At 39.6% G+C, this 25,206-nt stretch carries 21 protein-coding genes; 19 read left to right on the top strand and 2 right to left on the bottom strand.

The annotated features are described in order from the left end of the window. Positions 1–41: 41 nt before the first annotated feature. The 8 genes from H1A14_RS17870 (at position 42) to H1A14_RS17835 (ending at position 9,634) form a co-directional block, all read left to right on the top strand. Positions 42–899, top strand: a complete 858-nt coding sequence (locus H1A14_RS17870; RefSeq protein WP_194777655.1) for a phytanoyl-CoA dioxygenase family protein — start codon at positions 42–44, stop codon at positions 897–899. A 101-nt stretch (positions 900–1,000) separates the two neighbouring features. Next, positions 1,001–2,386 (top strand): sugar porter family MFS transporter, encoded by a 1,386-nt coding sequence (locus H1A14_RS17865; protein WP_194777654.1) that lies wholly within the window; start codon positions 1,001–1,003, stop codon positions 2,384–2,386. Between the two features lie 25 nt (positions 2,387–2,411). Further along, positions 2,412–3,254, top strand: a complete 843-nt coding sequence (locus H1A14_RS17860; protein WP_194777653.1) for a sugar phosphate isomerase/epimerase family protein — start codon at positions 2,412–2,414, stop codon at positions 3,252–3,254. Between the two features lies 1 nt (position 3,255). Beyond that, entirely contained in the window at positions 3,256–4,110 is an 855-nt protein-coding gene (locus H1A14_RS17855) for a sugar phosphate isomerase/epimerase family protein (protein ID WP_228527850.1), read from the top strand. Further along, positions 4,107–6,224, top strand: a complete 2,118-nt coding sequence (locus H1A14_RS17850) for a glycoside hydrolase family 36 protein (protein WP_194777652.1) — start codon at positions 4,107–4,109, stop codon at positions 6,222–6,224. The genes H1A14_RS17855 and H1A14_RS17850 overlap by 4 nt, the downstream gene beginning before the upstream one ends. A gap of 77 nt (positions 6,225–6,301) precedes the next feature. Beyond that, a complete protein-coding gene (locus H1A14_RS17845; RefSeq protein WP_317174905.1) occupies positions 6,302–7,591 on the top strand; it encodes a polysaccharide pyruvyl transferase family protein in 1,290 nt (429 codons plus the stop codon). Positions 7,592–7,629: 38 nt separating this feature from the next. Next, positions 7,630–8,187, top strand: coding sequence for a hypothetical protein (locus H1A14_RS17840; protein ID WP_194777651.1), 558 nt, complete (start codon positions 7,630–7,632; stop codon positions 8,185–8,187). 1,102 nt (positions 8,188–9,289) lie between these two features. Then, positions 9,290–9,634, top strand: a complete 345-nt coding sequence (locus tag H1A14_RS17835; protein WP_194777650.1) for a hypothetical protein — start codon at positions 9,290–9,292, stop codon at positions 9,632–9,634. A 146-nt stretch (positions 9,635–9,780) separates the two neighbouring features. Here H1A14_RS17835 and H1A14_RS17830 read toward each other — a convergent pair whose 3' ends face one another. Both H1A14_RS17830 and H1A14_RS17825 read right to left on the bottom strand, forming a co-directional pair. Then, the gene (locus H1A14_RS17830) at positions 9,781–10,572 is read right to left on the bottom strand and encodes a DUF481 domain-containing protein (RefSeq protein WP_194777649.1); all 792 of its coding nucleotides are present in this window, start codon (positions 10,570–10,572) and stop codon (positions 9,781–9,783) included. Positions 10,573–10,590: 18 nt separating this feature from the next. Continuing rightward, complete coding sequence (locus H1A14_RS17825) at positions 10,591–15,504, bottom strand: sigma-54-dependent Fis family transcriptional regulator (protein WP_194777648.1); 4,914 nt, start codon at positions 15,502–15,504, stop codon at positions 10,591–10,593. 151 nt (positions 15,505–15,655) lie between these two features. Between H1A14_RS17825 and H1A14_RS17820 the strand changes: the two genes are divergently transcribed. The 11 genes from H1A14_RS17820 (at position 15,656) to H1A14_RS17775 (ending at position 25,189) form a co-directional block, all read left to right on the top strand. After that, the gene (locus H1A14_RS17820; RefSeq protein WP_194777647.1) at positions 15,656–16,360 is read left to right on the top strand and encodes an SDR family oxidoreductase; all 705 of its coding nucleotides are present in this window, start codon (positions 15,656–15,658) and stop codon (positions 16,358–16,360) included. A gap of 159 nt (positions 16,361–16,519) precedes the next feature. Next, entirely contained in the window at positions 16,520–17,533 is a 1,014-nt protein-coding gene (locus H1A14_RS17815; RefSeq protein ID WP_194777646.1) for an alpha/beta hydrolase, read from the top strand. Between the two features lie 220 nt (positions 17,534–17,753). Beyond that, a complete protein-coding gene (locus tag H1A14_RS17810) occupies positions 17,754–18,470 on the top strand; it encodes an alpha/beta fold hydrolase (RefSeq protein ID WP_194777645.1) in 717 nt (238 codons plus the stop codon). A 318-nt stretch (positions 18,471–18,788) separates the two neighbouring features. Further along, a complete protein-coding gene (locus tag H1A14_RS17805) occupies positions 18,789–19,376 on the top strand; it encodes a YdeI/OmpD-associated family protein (protein WP_194777644.1) in 588 nt (195 codons plus the stop codon). A gap of 113 nt (positions 19,377–19,489) precedes the next feature. Then, positions 19,490–20,059, top strand: a complete 570-nt coding sequence (locus tag H1A14_RS17800; RefSeq protein WP_194777643.1) for a Crp/Fnr family transcriptional regulator — start codon at positions 19,490–19,492, stop codon at positions 20,057–20,059. Between the two features lie 77 nt (positions 20,060–20,136). After that, complete coding sequence (locus H1A14_RS17795) at positions 20,137–20,916, top strand: hypothetical protein (RefSeq protein ID WP_194777642.1); 780 nt, start codon at positions 20,137–20,139, stop codon at positions 20,914–20,916. Between the two features lie 174 nt (positions 20,917–21,090). After that, the gene (locus tag H1A14_RS17790; RefSeq protein ID WP_194777641.1) at positions 21,091–21,612 is read left to right on the top strand and encodes a hypothetical protein; all 522 of its coding nucleotides are present in this window, start codon (positions 21,091–21,093) and stop codon (positions 21,610–21,612) included. A 102-nt stretch (positions 21,613–21,714) separates the two neighbouring features. Then, positions 21,715–21,834 (top strand): hypothetical protein, encoded by a 120-nt coding sequence (locus H1A14_RS23445; protein WP_394355336.1) that lies wholly within the window; start codon positions 21,715–21,717, stop codon positions 21,832–21,834. 162 nt (positions 21,835–21,996) lie between these two features. Next, entirely contained in the window at positions 21,997–22,371 is a 375-nt protein-coding gene (locus tag H1A14_RS17785) for a cupin domain-containing protein (RefSeq protein WP_194777640.1), read from the top strand. 172 nt (positions 22,372–22,543) lie between these two features. Beyond that, on the top strand, positions 22,544–23,050 hold the full coding sequence (locus tag H1A14_RS17780) for a GNAT family N-acetyltransferase (protein ID WP_194777639.1): 507 nt from the start codon (positions 22,544–22,546) through the stop codon (positions 23,048–23,050). A gap of 393 nt (positions 23,051–23,443) precedes the next feature. Further along, complete coding sequence (locus tag H1A14_RS17775; RefSeq protein WP_194777638.1) at positions 23,444–25,189, top strand: hypothetical protein; 1,746 nt, start codon at positions 23,444–23,446, stop codon at positions 25,187–25,189. The last annotated feature ends 17 nt before the right edge of the window (positions 25,190–25,206 follow it).

The raw sequence follows: 25,206 nt of genomic DNA, 5'->3' as shown, positions 1-25,206 counted from the left end.
AACGATATGCGCAGTAATTTTCACCATTAAATTCGATAACAATGACCTATTCAAACCTAACTCCGGCTCAAGTATCTGATTTCAATCGAGATGGCTATGTCCTGATTAAAGGATTTTGCTCCAAAGATGAAGTGAACAAAATGTACCAATCTGCGATTCAGGACGATGCCATGCGAAAAAATGCGCTAGAGGTGAACGACCTTTCTGGCAAGAAAAGCAAGCTGTCATTGTGGTTTAAACCTGGCAATGATGTCTTCGGGTACTTGACCCGGAGTAAAAAAATGGTGCATTCGGTTGCCCAACTGCTCGACAGCGATGCTCCTGTTTGTCATTTTCACTCCAAACTGATGCAGAAAGAACCTAAAGTAGGAGGTGCATGGGAATGGCATCAGGATTATGGTTATTGGTACAAAAACCAGTTTATGTTTCCTGACCAGATGATGAGTGTGATGGTGGCATTGACAGAAGCAAACAAGGAAAACGGATGCCTACAAGTCATCAAAGGCTCCCACAAAATTGGGAGGGTCAACCATGGATTTTCCGGTGAACAAGTCGGTGCAGACCTGGTGATGGTAGAAAACTCGCTCAAGACCATGGAGTTGGTGTATTGTGAAATCCAACCGGGAGATGCTTTATTCTTTCACAGCAACCTGCTTCACAGATCAGAAGCCAACCTCTCAGAGCACCCACGTTGGTCCATTATTTCCTGTTACAGTTCCCAATCCAACCTGGCCTATAACGAAACGTCAACATCCTGGAAGACTCCTGTAGATATTGTACCCGATGAAGCCATTTTGGCCTGGGACGCAGATTCACTTTCAGAAGCTGACTTTTTAAGGAAGGAAAATGATCCTGCATTGAAAGAAACAGGTTGGGAGAAAAATGTGAAGTCATCCTAGCATTATTTTCATCAATTGCAATACCAATTACATTAAACCCAAATGGAAATGTCTGAAAATAAACTTTTTAGACTAGGATTTCCAGAAACCAAAATCAATAAATGGCAATCATCCTCACCCATTCCAATGAAATAACCGCAGATATTGATATCAATTACAACCGGAAATTTGTCTACCTCATCAGTGCTGTAGTGGCTTTGGGCGGAATCCTATTTGGTTTTGACCTGGTCATCATTTCAGGTACGGTGCCTTTTTTTACGGAATACTTTGGGCTGAACGAAGCTTCCACCGGATGGGCAGTGGGTTGCATCAATCTGGGCGCGGCCATTGGTGCTTTGGTAGCAGGAAAACTCAGTGCAGCCATTGGCAGGAAAAAAGTACTCTTATTTTGTGCCTTTCTGTTTGCCGTCACCGGCGTGGCAACAGGTTGGGCGGGGGATTTCACTTGGTTTATCCTGGCAAGGCTGGCAAGTGGCGTTGCAGTTGGGATAGCGGCATTGGTCTGTCCGATGTATATCGCAGAAGTGGCACCCGCACCGATGAGAGGCCGCTTGGTTTCTTTTTATCAATTGGCCATCGTCTCCGGATTATTGTTGGCTTACTTATCCAACTACCTTTTGCTCAATACCGGAATCAACAATTGGCGCTGGATGTTTTCCTCTCAGACCGTGCCGGCCATGCTGTTTTTTGTTGGACTTTTTTTCATCCCCGAAAGTCCAAGGTGGTTGGTCAAGAAGGGAAACAGGTCTGCGGCAAAACAAGTGCTTTCAAAAATCGGGGGGAATGAATACGGCGAATCAGAGACCCAAAATATCCAAAACAGCTTTTTGACCGAAGTCAAAGAAAGCCTCAAGGACCTATTCAAAATGGACGTCAGGCACATTGTCTTTATAGGAGCGATGGTGGCCATCTTCTCTCAGGCAGGAGGACAAAATTCGATCTTTTCCTATGCCCCGGTGATTTTTCAACAGGCAGGTGTCGCGACTGAGGCCGCTTTTCTCCAATCAGTGATCATCGGATTGGTCAATTTTGTATTTACTTTTTTTGCCATCTATTTTATAGATAAAATCGGAAGAAGAAAACTGTTGCTCTACGGTTCGATCTTGTTGTGTTTCGATGCTTTGGCTTTGGCATGCTGCTTTTACGCTGAAGCATCAGGCCTATTGATATTGGTTTTTGTATTGGGATTTATTGGCATCTATGCCGCTACCCTTGGTCCGGTGACCTGGGTGATCCTTTCAGAAATTTTCCCCAATCGCATCCGGAGCAATTCCATGGCATTGGCCACCTTGTGCCTTTGGATTGCAAACTTCTTTACCACGGCATCATTTCCGGTTTTAAAGGCAGAATTTGGGCTCTTTGGCACTTTTGCCATCCATGCCGGAATCTGCTTTGTCTATTTTCTTTTTGTAAAAAAGAATATCCCTGAAACCAAAGGAAAGTCCCTTGAGGAAATTGAGACCCAGTTAATCAAAAAGTACATATGATAAAATTTTTCAACCCCTTTCTTATATGAAGCTGCTGTTCTTTTGCCCTCTTTGGGGTTCGGAATCCATGCCTTTTGAGCAATTTCTGCATCAGGTAAAAGATGCAGGATATGACGGGGTGGAAATGAGCTTTCCTTTGGAGGAAAAGGAAAGGGATGCAAAAGCTGAATTGATAGATTCATTTGGACTAAAACTCATTGCCCAACATTGGGAAACCGTGGACAGGGATTTTGATTTGCACCGCCGCAATTTTGAACTCAGGCTTTGCAATCTGGCAAAAACCCAACCCCTCTTTATCAATTCCCAAACAGGAAAGGATTATTATTCCTTTGATCAAAATCGAGCGCTGTTCGATTTGGCAAAAGGTATTGAAAAGGAAACCGGGATTCCGATTGTCCATGAAACCCATCGGGGTAAATGGAGTTTTGCAGCACATATCACCAAAGCATACCTTGCACAGCTTCCTGACCTTAAAATCACCTTGGATTTTTCCCATTGGTGTGTGACGGCGGAGTCTTTTTTGAAAGATCAAAAAGATGCGGTGGAGCAAGCGATCCGTGCCGCAGCACATCTCCATGCCAGGGTGGGCTATAGTGAAGGCCCTCAGGTTCCTGACCCAAGGGTTTCAGTTTGGGAACCTGCTTTAAACCATCATTTGAATTGGTGGGATCAAGTGATCGAATCAAACAAAAATCAAAAATTCTTTACCGTAACCCCGGAATTTGGAGCGCCACCCTATATGGTGCTACATCCTCTGACCGGCGACCCTTTGGCGGACCAATGGGACATCAATGTGTGGATGATGAATCTAATGAAAAAGAGGTATTCCAAGGTATCTGATCCGGTCTCTTTTAAAGAAAATAAATAACATGATGATCAAGCAATTAACCTTTTCTGTTTTGGCATTTCTCTTATTCTTTGGAAACACAGCGGCACAAACCCTACTGTTTCCCGACACTCCCGGAATGGTATCCTATACCTATCGCAACAGCTTCCAGCAGGATGTAGCGGCGACGTTGGATACCCTTCAGGCCATGGGCATCAAAGACATGGAATTTTCCAATCTTTTTGGCAAATCAGCTGCTGAACTACGGGCTATGTTGGATGAAAGAGGGATGTATTGTTCGTCCTTTGGTGTGAGCTACCAAGATTTGATGAACAAAACTGATCAGGTTGGAAAAGATGCCAATATATTAGGAGCAAAATATGTCCGTGTGGCCTGGATTCCCCATGATACTCCTTTTGACTTGGCTGCGGCTGAAAAGGCAATAGCTGATTTCAATATGGCTGGGAAAATCCTGAAAGACAAGTTTGATCTTGTTTTCTGCTACCATAACCACGGTTATGAATTTCACCCTCATGAAGTCGGGACCCTTTTTGACCTCATGATCCAAAAAACCGACCCCAACTATGTAAGCTTCGAAATGGACATTTTGTGGACATTCTTCCCTGGAGCCGATCCGGTCTACTATTTGGAAAAATATGGAGATCGATTCAAGTTGATGCATTTGAAAGACCTGAAAAAAGGAGTGGACGGAAACCTATCAGGTGGCACTCCTGTGAAAAATGATGTGGCATTGGGAACTGGCCAATTGGATATTCCGGCGATTCTGATCGCTGCAAAAAAAGCAAATGTGAAGCATTACTACATTGAAGATGAAAGCCCCACTTATTACAAGCAAGTCCCTCAAAGCATGGAATATTTGAAAAGTCTGAAAAAATGAAAAAACTGCTGTCCATACTGGCCGTATCCTTAATTTTCAATGTGGAATCATTTGCCCAATATGCCAAATGGACGGATGGCGAATTGATGCTCAACAACGGCGTCGTCGAAAGAAACATTTCCCTACCAACGAATGATGGGAAGTTTATCACAACTGCCTACCAACCACTTGACGGTGAATTCAACTATTTTACAACTAATAACATTGACTTCCAATTTGAATTTGGAGAAGAACTCTATTCGGGGAACAGTCAATGGAAACTGATCGGGATTGAAACTGCACAGGATTCCTTTGAGGGAAACGGAGCTATGGTCACGCTTCAAAGCCACGATGACCAACTTCAGGTGGCTGTAAAATTTTTGCTCTATCCCAATCTTCCTGTCATCAGAAAAAGCCTGACCGTTAAAAATCTTGGTCCAAATGAAGCTGCCTTGGAATCTGTGGATGTGGAGCGGTTTTCTGTTACCGGTTATCTGCCTACCACATTCAGTTGGATGTACAGTGATTATGGCAGACGGAAGTCCATCGGTCCTTATGAAGGCAATATGCAGGATGCATTGCTTATCGTCCACAACATGGATTGGGAAGCAGGGATACTTATTGGCAATGAAGCAACAGGTGTCTTGAAAAGAACTTCTGTGTTTTGGGAATCCCCGGAAATCTCAGCAGGACTGACGCATAAAGAGGCAAGATTTCCCTTTCGGAAATGGATCAAACCCGGCGAAACTTTTGAAACACCTCAGGTCTTTACCATGGTTTACAACAAGCAACGGGAACCCAACGATATCCTCAGCCTGACTTTACCGGATTTTGTGAGGAAACACATGAGGATCCGGCTTTCGGAATTGGATGAAAAGCCCACTTTTGTGTACAATACCTGGGAACCATTTAAGAAAGATATCAACGAAAAGCTGATCATGGAACTGGCTGATGCCGCAGCGGCTGCCGGGATGAAGGAATTTGTCATTGATGATGGCTGGCAAAACAATTATGGGGATTGGGGCATCGATAAGACCAAGTTCCCCAATGGCCTCAAACCCGTGTTTGACTACATCAAATCCCTCGGCATGAAACCCGGATTATGGATCAGTGTCGGTAGTGCAGCTCCGGACAGCAAGGTTTACCATGCACATCCGGAATGGTTTGTCCGAGGAAAAGACGGGGAGTTCAGCAATCTCCATATAGAAATAGATGATACCGATATCAGATCGGCATGCTTCAGTACCGGCTGGAAAGACTACATCAAAGATATCTTATTGGAATTGACCTTGGATCATGGTTTGGAATACCTCAAACTTGATTTTGCAGTGGTATCGAGTGCCTATGTGTTTAATCCTGAAGTATCCGGTTGCTATGCAGAAGACCATGATCACCACAAGGATCACCATGAATCCCTGTATGTGAATTATGAGCGCATGTGGGAGCTTTTTGATGCGCTTCATGCCGCTAAGCCCGACTTGTTTATCGACTGTACATTTGAAGCCATGGGAGGTTTGCAACTGATCGATTTTGCCATGCTCAAGCATGCGGAAGGGAATTGGCTGTCCAACTATGATGGAACCAAAGGGGAGAAGACAGATTTACGGGTCAGGAACATGGCTTGGTGGAGGTCGCCTGCCATGCCCGCCACAGCCCTTGTCATCGGCAATCCACAGATGCAGGACAAAGGATGGGAAATGCATATCCAATCCATCGCAGGGGCTTTACCAATCATGCTTGGCGATCCAAGACAATTGTCTCAAGAGGACCTTATTAAGTACCGAGGCTATGCGGATTGGCTCCAAGCCATGGAACAGAAGCACAGCATCATGAGCTTCAGGCAGGATCTGTTTGGTTTTGGCGAGCCGATGGAGGGACATTGGGACGGCTTTCAACGGATCAATACCGATACCAAAAGCGGCGGGATCGTGGGAGTTTTCAGACATGGTGCGGCTGATCCCAACAGAAAGGTTTTGGTCAAATACCTTGCACCTGAAAAAATGTATCAGGTCAGAAATTTAGATGGAAAATTGATTAAAAGCCTGACCGGTCAAGAAATGGAAAAATCGGGATTTGAGGTCGAATTAGACAGCAAGTATGAAGGACGATTATTTGAAATTGAAACATTAGATTAAATTGCATCTAAAATGAGATATTAAAGCTGATGAAAAGATGTTGGATATTTGGGTATGTTTATGAAAAGAATTAAAACGTGAAAAGAAGAGTAGCAATTGGTAAAATCGGGACTATATCCGCTTCCCTGTTGATTTCAGATATGCTGTTTTCCAGCTGCGGACACAGCAATTCTTTAAAGGGCAAAACCATTTTATTGGTGTCCGGATGGCAAGATGTAAACATTGGAGATATCGCGCATACGCCTGGTTTGCTGAATGTATTCCAAACCTATATGCCGGAAGTCAAAATCATCCTGTGGAAAAGAAGCAAAAGTGAAGAGGTGGGAAAACTCCTCAAAAAGAATTTTCCAAAGGTGGACATCCTTTACGGAAATGTCGATAAGGAAAAAAATGTAGACAATCCCGAAGTCATGGAAGCCTTGGAAAAGGCAGATGTGATGGTGCATGGATCGGGACCTATGTTGGTGGGTGCGGACAACCTGTCATTCTGGATGGAAAATACCGACAAGCCATTTGGGGTTTTTGGAACCACGCTTCAGAGCCCCAGCGAATACCATCAGCACATTTTAAAAAAGTCAAGTTTTATCTATACGAGAGAAACCATTTCCATAGAGCATCTTGAAAAAGTAGGCATCAAGGGCGAACATATCAAGTTCGCTCCTGATGCCACCTTTTTTATGGATATCAGAGACGATAAAAAAGGTGATCGGTTTTTGGAAGAGGCAGGGCTGGAGGACAGGAAATTTATATGTGTGATCCCGAGATTAAGGTTTACCCCCTATCACCAATTCAATCCCAACAACAACGGCTGGTCTGAGGCCAAAATCAATGAGGTTGAAACCGTCAATGCGGCAAAGAAAGAGATAGACCATGCCAAATTGAGGGAAGCCATGATCGCCTATGTCAAAGAAACCGGTAACAAAGTTCTGGTGTGTCCCGAAATGACCTATCAGGTAGATATCATGGATGAATTATTAATCGATCCTTTGCCTGATGACATCAAGCCATTTGTGTTGAAGAGAGGCTATTGGTTTCCTGATGAAGCGGCCTCTGTGTACCGAAAGGCATTGGCAGTATTGAGTTTTGAATGCCATTCCCCAATCATTGCAGCGGTAAACGAGACGCCGTTTTTCTACCTTAGGCAACCTGAGGATACGATCAAAGGGCATATGTATTATGACCTTGGTTTTGATGATTGGACCTTTGAGATTGAACAAACCGAAGGAAGTCAGATTACCAACCGGCTCAAAGAAATCTGGACTGACTTTCCCGGTGCCCAAGATTTTCTGAAGAAAAATATGGGACATGTTGGTGATATTTATAAAGAAAGTGTGGAAGAATTGAGGAAGCTTATCTCATTGGCATAATTTATCTTTGTGACATTCTCAATCAAAATTCCAACGATATGACCAAGAAAATCATCCTTTCTACCCTCGTATCCACCGTGATACTTTTCCTTTGGAGCGGATTGACCCAAATGTTTCCATGGGGTGTGCCCACTGCGCAAAGTGTTTTCTCGCAATCTGAACAGCAGACGGAAAGTTTTCAGACCGCCGATCTTATTGAAGTTCCTGCCAATAGCCTGACAACCGATAAGTTTGACGAGCAATTTGTCAACAAAATCAGCACTTTGACGACCGACCAAACCTTCTCTTGGATCATCAGCAAACCTGTGGGCTATTACAGTGCCAGTGACTATTTTATCAAAGAGATAATTACCCAGCTTATTGTCGCCTTGTTCTTGGCAGCTATGCTTGTGCTGACCATTGAACTTCCCAATCAAAAAAGGTTGCTTCTCATTACGATCAGTGGGTTACTTGCCGTTACCGCCATTTACGGGCAATTGATGAATTGGTGGGGAGTTCCTGCCATCTACGCTATGGGTGCTGGGATCAACCTGATCATCGGTTGGGTTTTATCGGCTTTTGTATCTACCAAATTCATCATCAAACGAATAAAATAAATGAAATGTCAGTCCAAGAATTTTTGAGTACCTACGATCCCAGAGTTTAGGAGGTTTTTTTTCAGCTTAGAAGAATAGCCAGAGAACTACTTCCCGAAATGGAAGAGATTTTTTTTGAAGGTTAATAAGCTTGAAGCTCAAAGCTGAAAGCTAGTAAATTAAGAAATCAGGATATCAGAGAAAAAGCTCAAAGCTCAAAGGTGAAAGCTGAAAGCAGAGAAACAGGGTATCGGAAAACTGATCATAAGCTAAAAGAAATAAGCTGAAAGTGGGTAAAAAAAGATAAAGAGGATATTAGAACATCAGGGGAACAACTGGAAGTGGGCCAATTACAAACTAAAATCACAATCTTAGTGTCAAATCGTTCCACAGACCGCGCGGTGGGTGGCCGGAAAACCGAAGAATAAAAGCTGGAAGCTCGAAACTCAAAGCTGAAAGTAGGGAGACCAGAAAACAGATAAACAGAATATCGGAGGAAAAGCCATGTTTTTTCGTCACTCTGCCTGCCTGAGGTAGAGGATCGCCGAAGAGTCTTCGATCTTTCGAAGCGTCACCTAAAACTTTACCGTCACCCTGAGCTCGCCGAAGGGACTTCGTCCTTCGGAGCGAATGGTCTTCGTATTTCTGCCATTCCGTCAGGAGGACTTCGGCAGGCTCAGCATGACGCGATGGTGAGAGCCCCATCATTCTATAGAATGCGCGGTGGGTGGCCGGAAAACCGAGGGTGCGTTTGGCCTTGTGGGTGGAAGGTTTTTTTCCCGGCTAGATCTTTTGGTTATTATAAATCATGCCAAAAGAACAGAGGAAATAAGGTATTTCAAACCAGTTAAAGCAAGCCAAAAATTTTGACGGTAAGTTTACCAGACCAAAAAGACGACCATTGAAAACGGCTGAGCTAAATGTTTTCAGAACGGAAGATCGTTCGTGCCTAAAGCACTTTAAAAAAGTAAATTAATCGCAATTCCATGATTTAAAACCCACGGTTATTAGACCGGTCGCTCCTACGGAGCTATAAATTGTATAAACAAGCTAAAAATTGAAAAGGATTACAACCTTTTCCACCTTCTTTTACGTTACCTTTATTGGAATAAAACAAAAAATTATGGAAATTTTTATAGCTGTATTCATCGTAGGTTTCCTGATTGCTTTGATATTTTTTCCTTTGGCATATTTCACAAGGAGAAGTTCGGATATCAGGCTGTTGGGAGATCAGATGGAGTTTCACTATCCGATGAAGAAAAAAGAAATCAACTTAAATCAGGATCTTAAAAGCTGGAACATCCAAGAAGCAAATTTCCTTTGGATAGGTAAGGTCTTCTCCATCAATATGGAGCTTGAAAGCGGTAAGTGGCACCATGTGAACACCCGGTTCAACAGAGAAAGCTTTGAGCAAATTTATGCTTACCTGGATTCTACCTATTCTGAAAGAAGAAAAAAGACTAAATAGCCATACTCCCATTCTTGGGGTGGCTGGTGTTTGAGGTAGAGGACCTTAAAGCAATGATTTGGAAAGCGATGCGGCAAAGAGGTTTTGATACACTTTCCTTAATAAAATATTCGGGAAAATTCAGGTCCTTAGGTCAGCCACTTGCCTTAGTATTTTTCAGGTTGCTTATTCGATTTAAAAATGTAGGAAAGCCCCCAAATCCAGAGTAAATCATTTTGCTTTACACGGGAATTGGTCACATTTTCAAATGCATAGATTATTCTAGTCTGTAATGAAAAGGATTTGATCAGCTTTTGGTCAAGGCCGAAAACCATATGATACCTATAATTTACCCTCTTTTCCAACGATTGTTGCCAATAAACTTCATAGTTTAGCTTTAACGAATTCTCATTGAATTCATGGAATCCGCTCAAATAGACGGTGTTCCAGTATGATTTGATTTGGTTGTTTCCGTTAAATTCGATGAAATTGAAATTCCTATCCGTAAACGTTGATTTTTCATAAAGTAGATTTGAAGAGAGCTTGATATTATGCGCTTGTTTTTGCAGGAGCTGATAAGTCAATCCCAAACCATAGAATGCTCTCAAGTCAATATTCCTTCTAAAATTGGTGGAAATATACCCTATGGCATAAGGATAAACTTTATTCAGCGGCTTATAATAAAGATAGTTTCTACTTGTCAAGTCATCATCTGCTTTGTTGTCGAAAATCTCCTGATAGAGATGGTTGTTCTGGGTTTTGAAAACAAAAGCTGGAGAAATCCATGATGAAAAATCAAACTGAGAGGCAATGCGTATTAGCTCGACATTACCGGTTTGAAATGAACCTCCAGAACGAAGTTGCAACTGAATCTGAGCCGTATCACTTTCATTGATCTGTGCTCTCAGGGAATACACACTCAGAAAAATGAACAATAAGCTAAGGAGGACTTTATTCATCTGTGGTCGCCATTTTGATTATTGGTGAAGCCTCCTGATTCCTAGTTTTTTCATCCTGAACTCCAGCGTACTGGGTTTTAAGTCCAACAATTCAGCAGCTCCGCCTAGCCCACTGACTTTCCAGTTGCAATGCTTAAGCGCTTTTAGGATATGTGTTTTTTCATTGTCGGCAAGCGTGCTAAGATGCCCATTATCTTCATAGTTTTCTCTGTCCTGATGAATCTTAGGAAGATGGATTTCTTTTAAGATTCGCTCTGTACTCAAAATGCAGCTTCTTTCTAAAACATGTTCCAGTTCTCTGATATTGCCCGGCCATGGGTAACTCGTCAGCTGGGTCATCACTTTATTGGATACACCTGCCACCTGCTTTCCTAATTTTTTTTGATACTTACCCAGAAAATGATGCACAAGAGGGGGAATGTCTTCTTTTCTTTCCCGCAAGGGTGGAAGGTGAATAGGGAACACGTTTAGCCGATAATATAAGTCAGAACGAAATTTTCCTGCCTGAACTTCCTTTTGCAAGTCCCGGTTTGTGGCAGAAAGGACTCTTACGTTGGTTTTAATCACCTTGCTTCCTCCCAATCTTTCCAGTTCCCTTTCCTGAAGCACACGAAGTAACTTTGCTTGAAGGTCCAAAGGCAATTCACCGACTTCATCCAAAAAGATGGTGCTTTCATGGGCAAGTTCAAATTTGCCTATTCTACGCTCTATGGCCCCTGTAAATGCCCCTCTTTCATGTCCAAAAAGTTCGCTTTCTATCAATTGGGCAGGAAGGGCTGCACAGTTTAATTTAATTAATGTTTTGCCTCTGCGATCAGAAGCCTCATGTATGGCGCGCGCGATTAATTCTTTACCGGTACCGGTTTCCCCTGTAATCAATACCGTAGTATCGGTTTTCGATACCAGCTTGATGTTGTGATAAATATTTTGCAGGGCAGGACTTTCTCCAATGATTTCACCGAAGTTGTATTTTCCCAGAATTTCTTCTTCCAAGTAAGCATTCTGCTCCTCCAATTTTTGATTAAGGTATTCTATTTCCTTTGCGCGTTCTTCTAACTCAGATGAAGAAATAAGATTGGAGATGGTGATGGCTACCAAATCCCCTATACCTTGAATCATGGGATAAATATCTTCCGGATTGGCAAGTTCATCCTGCCAATGCCAGAACATGGCTCCAAAAGGCTGTTCATTGAGTCTAAGTACATAGACGGTGGTACTTTCGGTACCTGCTTTATGCATCAAATTTGCCCAAGCGTGATCTGGGTGGCTTTTCAAAATATCTGCTACTTTGGCATAAAAGGGAAGCCTTTTCTCGAATACCTGTTCTCCGGATATAAATGGATCAAGATGAAGTGGAACATTTTTATTGAAGTTGCCCCTATATTCTTTATCCGCTTGATAGATAGCCAATACTTCAGGGCTTGATTCATGCTGTACTGCTTTATAGCTTTTTTTGTCTTCTGAAAGCAATGTCAGGACAATCCCTTCTGCATTGATCAGTGATTTTATCCTTTCAAATATCAATGCCGTGACGCCATGAATACTTCTCTTTAATGAGAGTTCTGTACTCAGGCGCAGCAAGAGTGCTTTTTCTTCTGCTCTCTTGGTGATGTCTTCATTTGCAAGAATATTGGCAATGGCAACAGAAATTTGCTCACTCAAACTTTGAAACATAAACAAATTTTCTTCTGAGTAAAAGTTCTCCTGCTTGGAATTGAAACAAATTGCACCGATTTTTTTGCCGTTGGCATACATGGGACCACCGATAAAGTGTTTTAATCCATAGGCAAGTCCCGCATTAAATTGTGATTCGGCAAAACTCCCTTTGGATAGTTCAGCTTCAGTTTCCATGGAACGGATAACAATTGTTTCCTTCATCCACCAACTATCAATATTTGATTCGCTTAGTTTCCAGGGTCCGAGGTCATTGGAATTTTCAAGTGCCTGTTGGAGGTCATCTGGATATGCATGGCTATCTAAAACTTCATAAATCACATCTCTATCTAGATCTGTGATAAATAGTCCTGCACTATCAAAAGGAAATACCGGGGTGATATTTCCGTAGATGACTTTTAATAAATCTTGTTTGTTGGAGATCCTGGAGATGGCGCCAGAAATTTTTAGAAGTCTTGATTTTTCAATTTCTCTTTTTAGTATTTCTTCATTGGCAAGGATATTCGCCAGTGCAATAGCAATTAAATCTGTGATAGATCGTGCCAAGGAAATTGTTTTCTCTGCGATATTTTCTCTGCTTTCAAAATGGTAATGCTGGACACCAATTATTTTACCCCCAACTTTTAATTTGATATATAGGTTAAATTCAATTCCGGCAGTTCTCAATATTTCTATTGATTCTGGGTTTGATCTTGCTAAGGGCTTTTTTTCTTCCAAGGTGAGGGTACAGACATCACCTTGCTGAAGAACCCACTCATCAGAAGTATCTTTTATGGGTACGTACACATGAAAAAGTTTCTTTAAATTTTCCGGAAGCTCGTTGGACACCACATCACTTGAAAAAAGGTAATAACAGTATTTCGAATAATCGGGCGAATAAATTGTAGAAACTGAGGCTTTAAATCCAAGGATTGGTTTGACCTTTTCAATCATCACTTTCCAAAGTTCATTTGTATCTCGGATAGTTGCGATTGATTCGCTCAAGCTTAATAAAACAGATTTCTCTTTTTCACTTTCAAGGATTTCCTCTTTCGTCAATATATTGGCAAGGCTAGATGCAATTCGATCTGCAAGTGCCAATAAAAGCGTTTCCTTTTCAATTGGGATTGTTTGATGTTTGGTGAAATTTAGGCTAAATACCCCAAAGATTTTTCCCCGCTGAACCAAAGGGCACATCCATGCAGAAATATAACCTCCTTTTTTTAGGTCTTCCAATAAATGACCGTCTGAATAGGTAGAATAATCCTTTTGGTAGTTAAACACAATGGGTAATTTTTTTGTGTCAAACTGTTGAAGGATCCATTCCACCACTGAATTTTTGAGGGGTAACAATTGGTTGTCTTTGTAATAACCTTTGTTATTCAAAAAATCATTTACTTCCGAATTGTCGATGTGCGGATATACTACAGAAAGATCATAAACCCCCTTGGCATTTTCGTCAATGACTAAAACACCTGTATCATAAAAATTGAAGATGGGTTTCACTTCTCTGATAATGACCTGCAACAATTCATCTGCTTTGGTTGTGTTGCTTAGTTTTTGGCTGATGTTGAGCAGTATGTCTTTTTCTTTTTCCCTTTCTAATAGTTCTTCGTTGGCTAAAATGTTAGAAAATGCAAGTGCCATAATTTCGGCAATCTGCGTAAACAGGCTTAATGAGGCGGCATTAGGTTTGTTTTCTTCCTTAAAAAGGAGGTTGAATAAGCCCAAAGTTTTTCCACCTGTTGTCAGTGGAGAACAGATGTAGTAAACCAACCCATGTTCTATTTCCAATTTCAAAAGGTCAGTATTCCGGTTTAAGGATAAAACATCTTTAAGTTTACCTATTTCCGGTTTACGATACATGTAATGTTCTACAATGGAATCAGGAAATGGAATGGTTCCATCTTCGACATTGTAAACCCCCTTATAAACCTCTCCATTGAAAAATTTGGCCTCTTCCAAATAGGGTATTTCCTGAGAATACAAATTGTGGTAATCAATGAAGTATTTATGGTCTTTATCAACAATACTAAAACCGGCATCATCATGATGAAATATTGGCCACAGCAACTCATTGATGCTTTTTAATAGATCGACCTTATTGTTGATTTGTGAAATTGAATTACTGATATCCAGGAGAAGTGATTTTTCTTTTTCCCGCTCTTTTATTTCCTCATTGGACAAAATATTGCTAACAGCCGAGGCAACCATATTGGCAATAACCTTGAATGTATCAAAATATTTAGGTGAATAAGTTCCTTGTGTTTGTGAATCAAAAAAAAGGGAACCTATTGTTTTTCCATGAGATATTAATGGTGTAAACATAAATTCTTTTAACCCGGCATCAGTCATGATGGTAGCAAATGGATGGTTTGCCTCAATCACTTCTTTTATTGAAAAGATTCCTGTGGAATTAAAAGCTATTTCTGTGAAGTGATCCAAAGGAATATAATCCGTAAAACCTGCAAGGTTTAAATTTTTTGCCGCATCAGTCTCCTGAAAATTTTCAATATTCGTCCAGTCTTGCCAATGGGTCCCCGCTTTATTTAGTACAAGAATACCCGTGTCATCGATGGGTATGATTGGTTTTATTTCATTGATAATCGTCGTAAATAATTCCTTTCTGTTGTCAATAGCTGCAATATGCTCGCTGATATCCAAAAGGATGGCTTTGGTACGGTTTTCATTTACTAGTTCTTCTTGGGCCAGAATATTGGCTACAGCAACCGAAACCTGTGCTGCTATTGCCTCAAATAAATTGAAGTGTTCCTGTTTAAAATGATTTTTTTTTAGGCTATTGAGCCAAAAAGTTCCGTAGGTAATACCATTTGATTTTAATACGGTAACCAAGCCCTCCTTATAACCAACTTCTTCAAGAATCTCAAAAAATGGATAATCGAATTCCTTTAAGCGTAAGTTATAATCTTCAATTATGGGTGAATTGCTCTTTTCAAGTCTTTTAATCACATCTTCCAAATAGGAACCTGGGTGTTTGATGCGTTTTAAATCAGTATGTTCCTGTAATTTTTTGTTTGCATTTGAATCGTCCCAGCCAGGAATATTTACAGCCATATCATAGTGATACATGCCATCTTTTTCAACAATCAAAATACCTGTATCATCAAAAGGAATTAGCTGACTTACCTTCTCACGAATGGAGGCTAAAAGTTCAACCGCGGTTTTCGCTTCGGTAATGGCCTTGTTTATTTCCAAAAGTTGGTTCAATTCACCAACAGTGAATTTATTACCTGTTTTGTTTTCTCTACTGAAATCCATAAAACTTGTTTCCTTAAATATTGGGATTCATCCTGTGAATTCCCAGTATGTTGTGATTATCAAATTGTTAATTTTTTACATAAGTTATTGAATATCAAATAGATATAAAAATGGCACGATTAGAGTATAAAGGGTTCAAAAGCGAGGACCTATGAATGGATTTCAAGTAGCTCTAGTAACAGGAGCCAATCGGGGTATAGGACTGGAGGTGTGCAGGCAGTTGGCAGAAAAGAACCATCAGGTAATCCTTACCTGCCGTGACCATGTAAAAGGCAATGAAGCAATAAGAAGTCTTAACGGCCTGTCTCCAAAAGTACTGTTTCATCCCCTTGATGTAACTAGCCCTAAAAGCATCGCTATTCTGGAGAAGTTTGTCTCCCGGGAAATTGGACGATTGGATATACTGATCAATAACGCGGCGATCAATTATGATACTTGGCAATCAACCCTGAATGCAGATTTGATACAGGTTGCCACTACGTTGGAAACCAATCTGATGGGTCCTTGGAGAATGATACAGACCTTTTACCCCTTGATGGAAAAGCACCATTTCGGGCGAATCGTCAATGTGTCGAGTGGGGCGGGTTCCTTTTCATCCCTCACTCCCGGTACACCGGCATACAGCATTTCTAAAGCCGCCCTAAACATGCTTACCCTTAAAGCGGCAGGTGAACTGAAAGGCTTCGGGATTCTGGTCAATGCCGTTTGTCCAGGCTGGGTTCGAACTGAAATGGGAGGACCATCTGCACCCAAAAGCCCGGCACAGGGAGCTGAGGGGATAGTGTGGGCTGCACAATTGCCTGATGGCGGGCCAAGTGGAAAGTTTTTCAGAGATCAAGCAGAAATCAAATGGTGACTATTTTGAAAACACAACGATCCATCTTATTGACAATGGTTTTGGTCTTACGGGGATCATACACAAATCCTACTGGACTTTTACTACAAAAAGGAACAGGTCAATCTATCGCAATCTTATCTCAAAGCATTTTCATAAACATTTAAATTAAGATAAATCATGAAACTTCTAACATTAATTCTTGGAGTAACGCTAATTATGGGATGCTCTGATAACAATAAAGATCTAAATGAAAATACGATGGAAAAAATAACAGGAAAAGTAGAATTTAAAGCTGGTAAAAACAAAGTGACTTTCACAAGTGGTGGCGAAACATTGGTAGGTGATTTATATCTGCCTACTGATTACAAAGAGGGGAAAGTCTATCCTGCAGCACCTATCTTGGGCCCAATGACCTTTGCCAAAGAGCAAGCTCCAACAGAGTACGCACAAAGGTTTGCCAATAAAGGCATGGTGGCCTTAGCTTTTGATCCTCGCTATCGTGGAGAAAGCTCAGGAGAGCCAAGAGAATTAGAAGATCCCATTGCTAAGGTGGAAGACGCTAAGGCTGCTGCACATTATCTAAGTTCTCTACCCATGGTTGATAAAGAAAAAGTGGTTGGGTTTGCTGTTTGCCAAGGAAGTTCAGCCATGTTAAGAGCGGTATCGGAAGAAGATATTTTTAAAGGATTGGTAACAGTAGCAGGTCATTACCGAGATCGCGAAGGAGATATTCAGTGGATGGGCACTGAGGATGCTTTAGATAAGCGCCTTGCAGAAGGCAGGGATGCCTTAAAAACTTATCAGGAAACTGGAGAGGTCATAAATGTGCCGGCTGTTGACGAAACAAGGATGGATGTTGGGATGCCTGGAAAATTTGTTTATGACTGGTATATCCAATGGGCCAATAAAGGCATCTGGGTTAATAACTATCCGAAAATGAGTGATGCTGCTTTATTGGAGTTTGAATCTTTTTCGGCTGCTCAAAACCTTCAAAAACCTTATTTGATGATCCATAGTGACAATAGCTTTCTGCCTGCTGTAGCCAAAAGACAGTTTGAAGCAGTACCTGCTAGTAAAAAGAAATTGCAATGGGAAGACGAAACCGGTCACTTTCAGTATTATGAGGATCCGGTAATACTGGACAGAACTGTTGATCAGGCAGTGGAATGGTATACTTCAATATTCCATTAATCAGGCGCACAACTAACCGACATTTCATAGGAATGGAGATCGGATTAAAAATCCAAAAATCATCTAAGAGGACCTATGCCAAAACATTTTCACATCAAGTTTATCAAAAATTAAAATCTACATCAGTATGAAAAACTCAACAATTTTAGCCGCTGCTATGCTTCTGTGCTCAGCCGCTGTTTTCTTCGCGTTCAATTCAAAAAAACAACCTCCAAAAACAATGAAAACCTACGTATTAGTACACGGCGCATGGGCAGGTAAATTTGCCTGGGATCAGGTAAAAACCGCTTTAGAAAGTAAAGAGGCAAAAGTAATTACATTTGACCTGCCTGCACATGGTGATGACAACACCCCTGTAGCCGGCATTACCCTTGAAACTTATGTGGATGTGGTGACCGACATCATAAACCAACAGGAAGGCAAGGTCATCCTGGTCGGGCACAGTATGGGAGGGATGGTGATTTCACAGGTGGCAGAAAATATACCTGCAAAAATTGAAAAATTAGTGTATGTATCCGCTTATCTGCCTGCAAACGGGCAGGATATCGAGACGCTCTCAGCAACAGATGCGGGCAGTTTAATAGGCCCTAATTTGGTTTTTCTTCCGGATTATTCAGCTTCTACCATCAAGCCTGACATTGCGGTAAAAGTATTTGCAGATGATTGCACGGATGATGTGAAGCAATTGGTGCTGGAAAAACATAAGGCGGAACCTTTGGCTCCTTTTCAGGGTAAAGTTACTTTGACGGAATCTAACTTTGGCGCCATCCCAAAGTATTATGTGAAAACAGCAAAAGATGTAGGGGTGAGTACTGCCAATCAAGAGCGCATGATTCAAGCCAACGGCACTTTGAAGCAAGTATATACCATAGACAGTGGACACAGTCCCTATTTTGCCAAACCCACTGAATTGGTAAAAATCTTGAAAGAGGTTTAAAACCATGAAAATTTACTTGATGTGAATGGAACAGCGGGATCACACCCGCTTTTTTTAAACTATTTTTTAGTGAGGGTTGGGCTAAAAATTCTTTGTAATTTAGCTGAAAACAAATGGTGCAGGATAATAATACCACGTGTTTTGTATATTGAGATTGGAAATGACTGAGTAGGTTTATCGAGTAAACTTTTACCTATTATTAGGAGAGAGGCTTAATTGCAATTCCAGTTGTTTGGGCCACCTATGCAAGTTTGATAATTGTTGGAGAAATGAAACCTGTAAAAACTAGTTTAATTTTGAAGAAATTTTAAGTTGGTAATGGAAATTTACAACGGCATTCAGGCTTTTCACGCCAAGACCAGAATGGAATGGCGAAAATGGTTGGAGGAAAACCACCAATCAGAAAAATCTGTTTGGCTTATCATTTATAGGAAAGAAAGCGAAATACAGAGTGTTTATTACCCCGAAGCGGTGGATGAGGCATTGTGTTTTGGTTGGATAGACAGCAAACCCAACAAACGGGACGAAAACAGCTACTATCAATTCTTTGCAAAGAGAAACCCTAAGAGCAATTGGAGTAAAGTGAACAAACAAAAAGTCGACAAACTCATCGCGCAAGGACTTATGGAAAGTGCAGGAACTAAGATGATAGAAATTGCCAAGCAGAATGGGACTTGGACTGCGTTGGATGAAGTAGATAATTTGACAATTCCGGATGATTTGCAGGAGCTTTTTTCAAAGAACAAACCTGCATTCGAAAATTGGGAGAACTTTGCACGGTCATCAAGAAGGGGGATTCTTGAATGGATAATGAACGCCAAAAAAGCTGAGACCCGGCGAAAGCGGATAGAAGAAACCGTATCACTCGCAGAAAAGAATATCAAAGCAAATCATTATAGACAATGACCAACAAGTGGACAAAAAATATCGGTACACTGTCGCTACAATTAGAAGACGTTTTGGGGATGAACTTTGAAGAAAAGAATCTAAAATTGCCAACAAGTTCAAAAAATTGACCATTGGAAGAGTTACTTTTAAAAATAGGCAACTACTCCAAAGAAGAGATAGACGCATTGAAAAATGTCGCCAAAAAAATGGCATTGCCTAAAAGCACGGTATTCTTTAGGGGCGAATCGGTTTTTAACAGGTTGTACTTTCTGGAAAGTGGGATTGTCAGGTCTTACAGGCTGATTGACGGTGAGGATTTTACTTACTTTTTCTTTTTTCAAAATGAATTTGTAGTTGATTTTGAAAGTTTCCTTAAAGATGAAAAGAGCCCTTTCTTTTTTGAAACTTTGGAAGACTCAACCGTCTTTTGTTTTGAAAAAAAAGATATCTACATGTTATATGATTTATATCCCAAATTTGAAAAGATTGGAAGAATTATGGCTGAGAATGCCTATTTAAGTGCAGCCAGCAGATTAAAGCAATATCAAACGGATAGTTTGAAAAGCCGTTATTTGCGATTAATGGAAAAGAACCCCTCCCTGTTACAGAAAATCCCACAGCATTATGTTGCTTCCTATTTGGGCGTCAAGCCACAAAGTCTGAGTAGGATAAAAGCAGAAATTTCGGGGAAAAAGTATTAGTTCACCTATGTGAATGCTATCCCTTAAAGGAATCTTCACCTTTGTTCTATTAAGTTTCACATCTGAATTTATAAGTTATGAAATCAAGAGAACAAAGAAAAACCGTTACGTTCCTACACCTAATCATAGGTGGGTTTTTGGCAGCCTATGTGTATTCACCCATTGGTGAACTTGCTTCCATTCAATTGTTGGTAAAAGCTTTATTACTCCCACTGTTGATTTTTTCAGGCTTATGGCTCTGGAAAGGGCATTTGGTCAAACAGTTGTTTAAAAGCAAGACAACGCTTTTGTCACTTCTGACCGTATTTTCTTTCCACTTTGCCACTGCCCAGGAAACAACAACCAAAGAAGTGGCAAGCAAAAGGTGGGGGATTGAGTATAGCCCGGTTGGCTATGGTTTGTTTAGGATTTCCCAGGGCAAAGTAACCTATGCCTTAAATGTAGAAAAAAAGTTCAAGACCGAATTGGGTTTGGGTCTATTGGTACAGCCTTATTCGGCCGCCAAAGGCAGTGAATCCTTTAACCAAGACGGAGCGTACTCCGCATTCATGGCATCTGTTGCGGTAAGACAATATTTTTGGAAGGGTTTGCATCTTGAACAGGTAATCAATTTGGGTAGAGGCAGTATCCGAAATAGCCTTGTAACCGGTAATGATTATGATGCTTTCGTTGTATTCTCGCAATCCTTCTTGGGTTATAGGTTTGATTTCCTCAAAAACAGGAAAGTAGGATTTTATGTGATTGGACAAATGGGAATGGGCTATGTGCCTGTTAATACCAATCAATGGCCTCGTGTAGAAGAAAATGGTTCATCCATATATCCGCTTGGTGATTTGAAGGTAGGAATCAGTTTCTAAATAAAAAAAGTGTTAGATCAAAGTTCAACAAAGGACTTAGTTGGGTAAATGCCTTTTTTTCCTTCAGTTAGTAGGTATTTAAAATATTTTCCAGTAATTGGTGAAGGTTGGAGCCTTTAGTGGGAAACCAGATTATTTCTGCGTTATAGGTAAGCTCTTAAAAACATTTTATTGATGACTATCAACTTTGCAAACATTCAAAATCCCATAATTGAAATGCATGATTTTGAATTAAAATGGCGGTTTACTGAAGAAAAATATGACATTTTGCCAGCGTCAAATCTTGACCAGATAAAGCCACTTAGTTATGAAGCCGCTGACTTTTTACATCAATACATTAGAAGTACTGAGCTTCATGCAGATGAACCATTCAAGAAAAGCCTTTTCCAAAAAGTTGAACACATGTATATTCTAGAAGGAAATGAAAAAGAAGTAAAAAATTGGCTTTACCAAAGGGGTATTCCAGTCGATAAAAATGTATTGGTTTCTTGGAGCAAAGAAGTAGGAGTGATGGTGCCGTGGAAAATATTAATCGAACATTTTGATTCATTTTACTATGCCGGCAGTGATGACTTGACTGTATTAGACGAAAGTTCAGCTTGGGCATTATTATTTGCTCATTGGGACACCATCTTTTTTGGAACGAAAGAAAATCTTAAAAGAACAAAAAATCCGGTCAGTCAAGAAGACTTCTAGTTCCTTTTCGGAAATGATTAAAAAGGGGCATACCTATTACACACGGACAACTCAAAAAAATGATGTCGAGAAACCGAAAAATGTTTGGAACAGAAATAAAAAATGATTGCTGAATCTCTGAATATAGTGCTCGAAGATGGAGATAGTTCTGATTTGGTAGTAGCCTTCGGACATATTGCAAAATCCATCGGAATAACTACAATGGAGAATAAAATGGAATGAAGGGTCCAAGTTTTTACAAAGCATTTTCAGACGGAGCAAAACCACAATGGAAGTGCTTAAAGCTATTGGTAGAAAAACGAACGAAAACCAACGTCAGCGTAAAAAAACTACACCAAAACATCGTGTATAGGAATTATAGGGTTTAGCGTTAAATGAAAGAATATGAAGGAAATCAAGGCTATCAACATTATGGAGAAGTTCTCATTGTTTGAAAAACAATGGACACCCCACATTATCGGAGAACTCAATGGACAATATGTGAAACTTTGTAAACTCAAAGACGACTTTGTCTGGCATAGTCACGAAAACGAAGACGAACTTTTTATGGTATTTAAAGGGACCCTCTTGATGGACTTCCGGGATGGAAGAACAGTCGAAGTTAAGGAAGGAGAAATTCTAATTGTTCCGAAAGGTGTCGAACACAAACCCCATACAAATGGAGAAATTGTATTTAACCTGCTCTTTGAACCAAAAGCCACTTTGCATACAGGAACCATGGAAAGTGAACTGACCGTAAAAGAATTGGGGTGGATTTAGAGGGACTAAAACAACAACCCAATGACGGCGGGTACCCGCAAGTGGGGCATCTCAGGGAATGAAATTGGTTTGGCTATTTTATTAAATTTACATGCGCAACGTAAGGTGAGGCTATTAACTTCCCGCGGGTTTATAAATGCGAAAAATGCTGTCCAATCATAAAACCATTCCTATGATAAAATTAAGACCAGCGACTATCAATGACCTTGAATTGGTAAAACATTGGGACAGGCAACAACATGTGATTGATTGTGACCCGGATGAGGATTGGAACTGGGAAATAGAGCTAAACCGAAACCCTCCCTGGAGAGAACAGCTCGTGGCTGAACTGAATCGAGCGCCCATCGGATTTTTACAGATCATTGACCCGTTTTTGGAGGAAACGCATTATTGGGGAGAGGTGCAGCCAAACCTGAGAGCTATCGATATTTGGATAGGGGAGGAAAGTAACCTCAACAAAGGATATGGAACCACCATGATGGAACTTGCCATTCAAAGATGCTTTCAAGATCCAGCGGTAGAAGGAATTCTAATTGACCCTTTAAAATCGAATACCAAAGCACATAGATTTTATCAGCGATTGGGTTTTGAATTTGTCGAAGAAAGGGTATTTGATGAAACCCCTTGTTACATCTATGAATTGAAAAGAAGGAAACCAATACACGATAGGTTTGAGTAATAGCTTGCTAACCTCAACTACTACTCATCATTTGCCTTTAGAACAATTCCACCATTTACTTTTTCGGAGTCTTACCTTGTCAGGTTAAGCGGGTTTATTAAGCCAGAGTATCGTTTGTTATTTTGATAAATATAAAAATACCGTGGATTTAGTATTTTTTGAATGGAAGATTTTGTTTAGGTTTATAGATTACAACTTTTTTAAGTAATCTAATAGGATTTACTGGGGCGAAATCATTTCAAATTATTTCATTTAATGGATTGAAAATTTTATGATAGTTCGTTTGTAAAATTGAATTATTTAATGGACTAAAAAACTAGATTTATTGCTAAATATTAAATATGCAAAGATTTTTCACGTTTGGCACAAGGTAACATATGGCATTTCATAAATATGATAAAAGCACTGGAAATAATAGATTTTAAAAAGATTTTTGATACAGAAAATAGTGAAGATTATCTTAATCGAATTGAGAATATTCCTCAAAGTTTATTATTAGATGCAACTTCTTATTTGACTAGTTTCCATTCCGGTAGTGATTTGGTTGAAAACCATAGCAGTTTACTTTCAAAATGGTTTGGGAAAGAAAATTTCGAATTTGCAAACGAGATCAATGAAAAGATAATTTTTTACAATAAATCCAAATCTACAAAAACAGGAATTTTAAACCCCAGAACAAGCCTAAAATTATTTGAGTCAGTTTTATCTAGTAATAGAAATGTTGATAAAATAAGTAATGAAGATTTCGAAAAATTATTGTTTAAAATTTACCTTGCTTTAAACGAGAAGTTAAATAAAAATGACGATTTAATTATCGAATCAGTAAAGAATTTTCAAAACTATCCACAATTTATTAGTCTAGCCATAGCCACCTCATTGCCTACTTCTGACATTTCAAATTATAACCTTAAATCAGTATTTATTGGACAGGTTATAAAAGCTGTATTTCTATTTGAATTTCTAGTTAAACAAGCTTCTGCTGAGTTACTTTTAAAATGTTTTTTTGAAAGGTTTAATGTAATTGATTTTAAAGGTTTTCTTCAGAAATTATTGCCTTTTGCATTTCTAGTGATGTCGCCTAAAAAGGAAGGTTCAATTACAATTAATGTATTAAAGGATGAGAGTTATCAATCAAATATTGACTTTCTTGATAAGCTAGTTGTTAATGACATTGATTACAAAAAAAGCGAGAATGACTATTTGACACTACGAGCAAATCCTTTGTTTAAAATAGAAGAATCAAGTTACCGAGTTATTTCCCCACTATTTGCAATTGAGAAAATCTTTAATGGATTATACTTTATTTTAAAAGAGATAAATGATTCAATTGATGAGCAATTACAAATTAATCTTCGGCAATTAATCACTTATGAGTTTTCAGAGAAATATTTGCTTTACAAAATTATTGAAAGAACTTATCCCAAAAAATACTTCAAGCTTTCTGGAGATCAAATGAACACGCCTGGTGTTCCAGATTATTACATACGAAATGGGAATAAGGTATTTCTATTTGAATCAAAAGATGTATTTATTAGATCTGATGTAAAGGAAAGTTATGATTTTAAACAGTACGAGAAAGCACTTAAATCAAAATTATATTTTGAAGCTAAGGGGAAAAAGGAATCACCAAAGGCTGTTCGCCAATTAGCAAATTTTGCAAAAACTCTTCTTAAAAATGAATTTAAATTAGACAGTTCTTATAAACCTAAATCATTAAAAATTTATCCTATTATCTTATTGCATAATAGACAATTGGATATTATGGGTTTAAATAATCTTATTAACATTTGGTTTGATTTGGAAAAAGATAAAATTGAAAAATCAGGTTTGTCAACAAAAAAATTACGATATCCAACAATCATTCATATTGACACTTTATTTGTAATGCATGAACAGTTAAAATCAGGTAAATATAAGTTGGATACTTTATTAGATGATTATCAAAACTTGATTAATGGTAAAACATTGAAAAAGAAAAAGTTTCAAAATGAACATCAACAAAAACAATTTATTCAAAACCGGCTTGCATCTTTCAATATGTACTTTGACATCAGATATAGTTGGAAAGTACCTTCAATATTTAAAGAAAAAGGTATTGATATTTCGAAAAATCCAGATCCTAACAACATGTACATTTAATGGTAGGTTAAGTGTTG

The organism is Pararhodonellum marinum (assembly GCF_015354735.1).
Classification (GTDB): domain Bacteria; phylum Bacteroidota; class Bacteroidia; order Cytophagales; family Cyclobacteriaceae; genus Pararhodonellum; species Pararhodonellum marinum.
The sequence above is the reverse complement of the archived record's forward strand: the minus strand, read 5'-3'. Positions and strand labels throughout refer to the sequence as shown.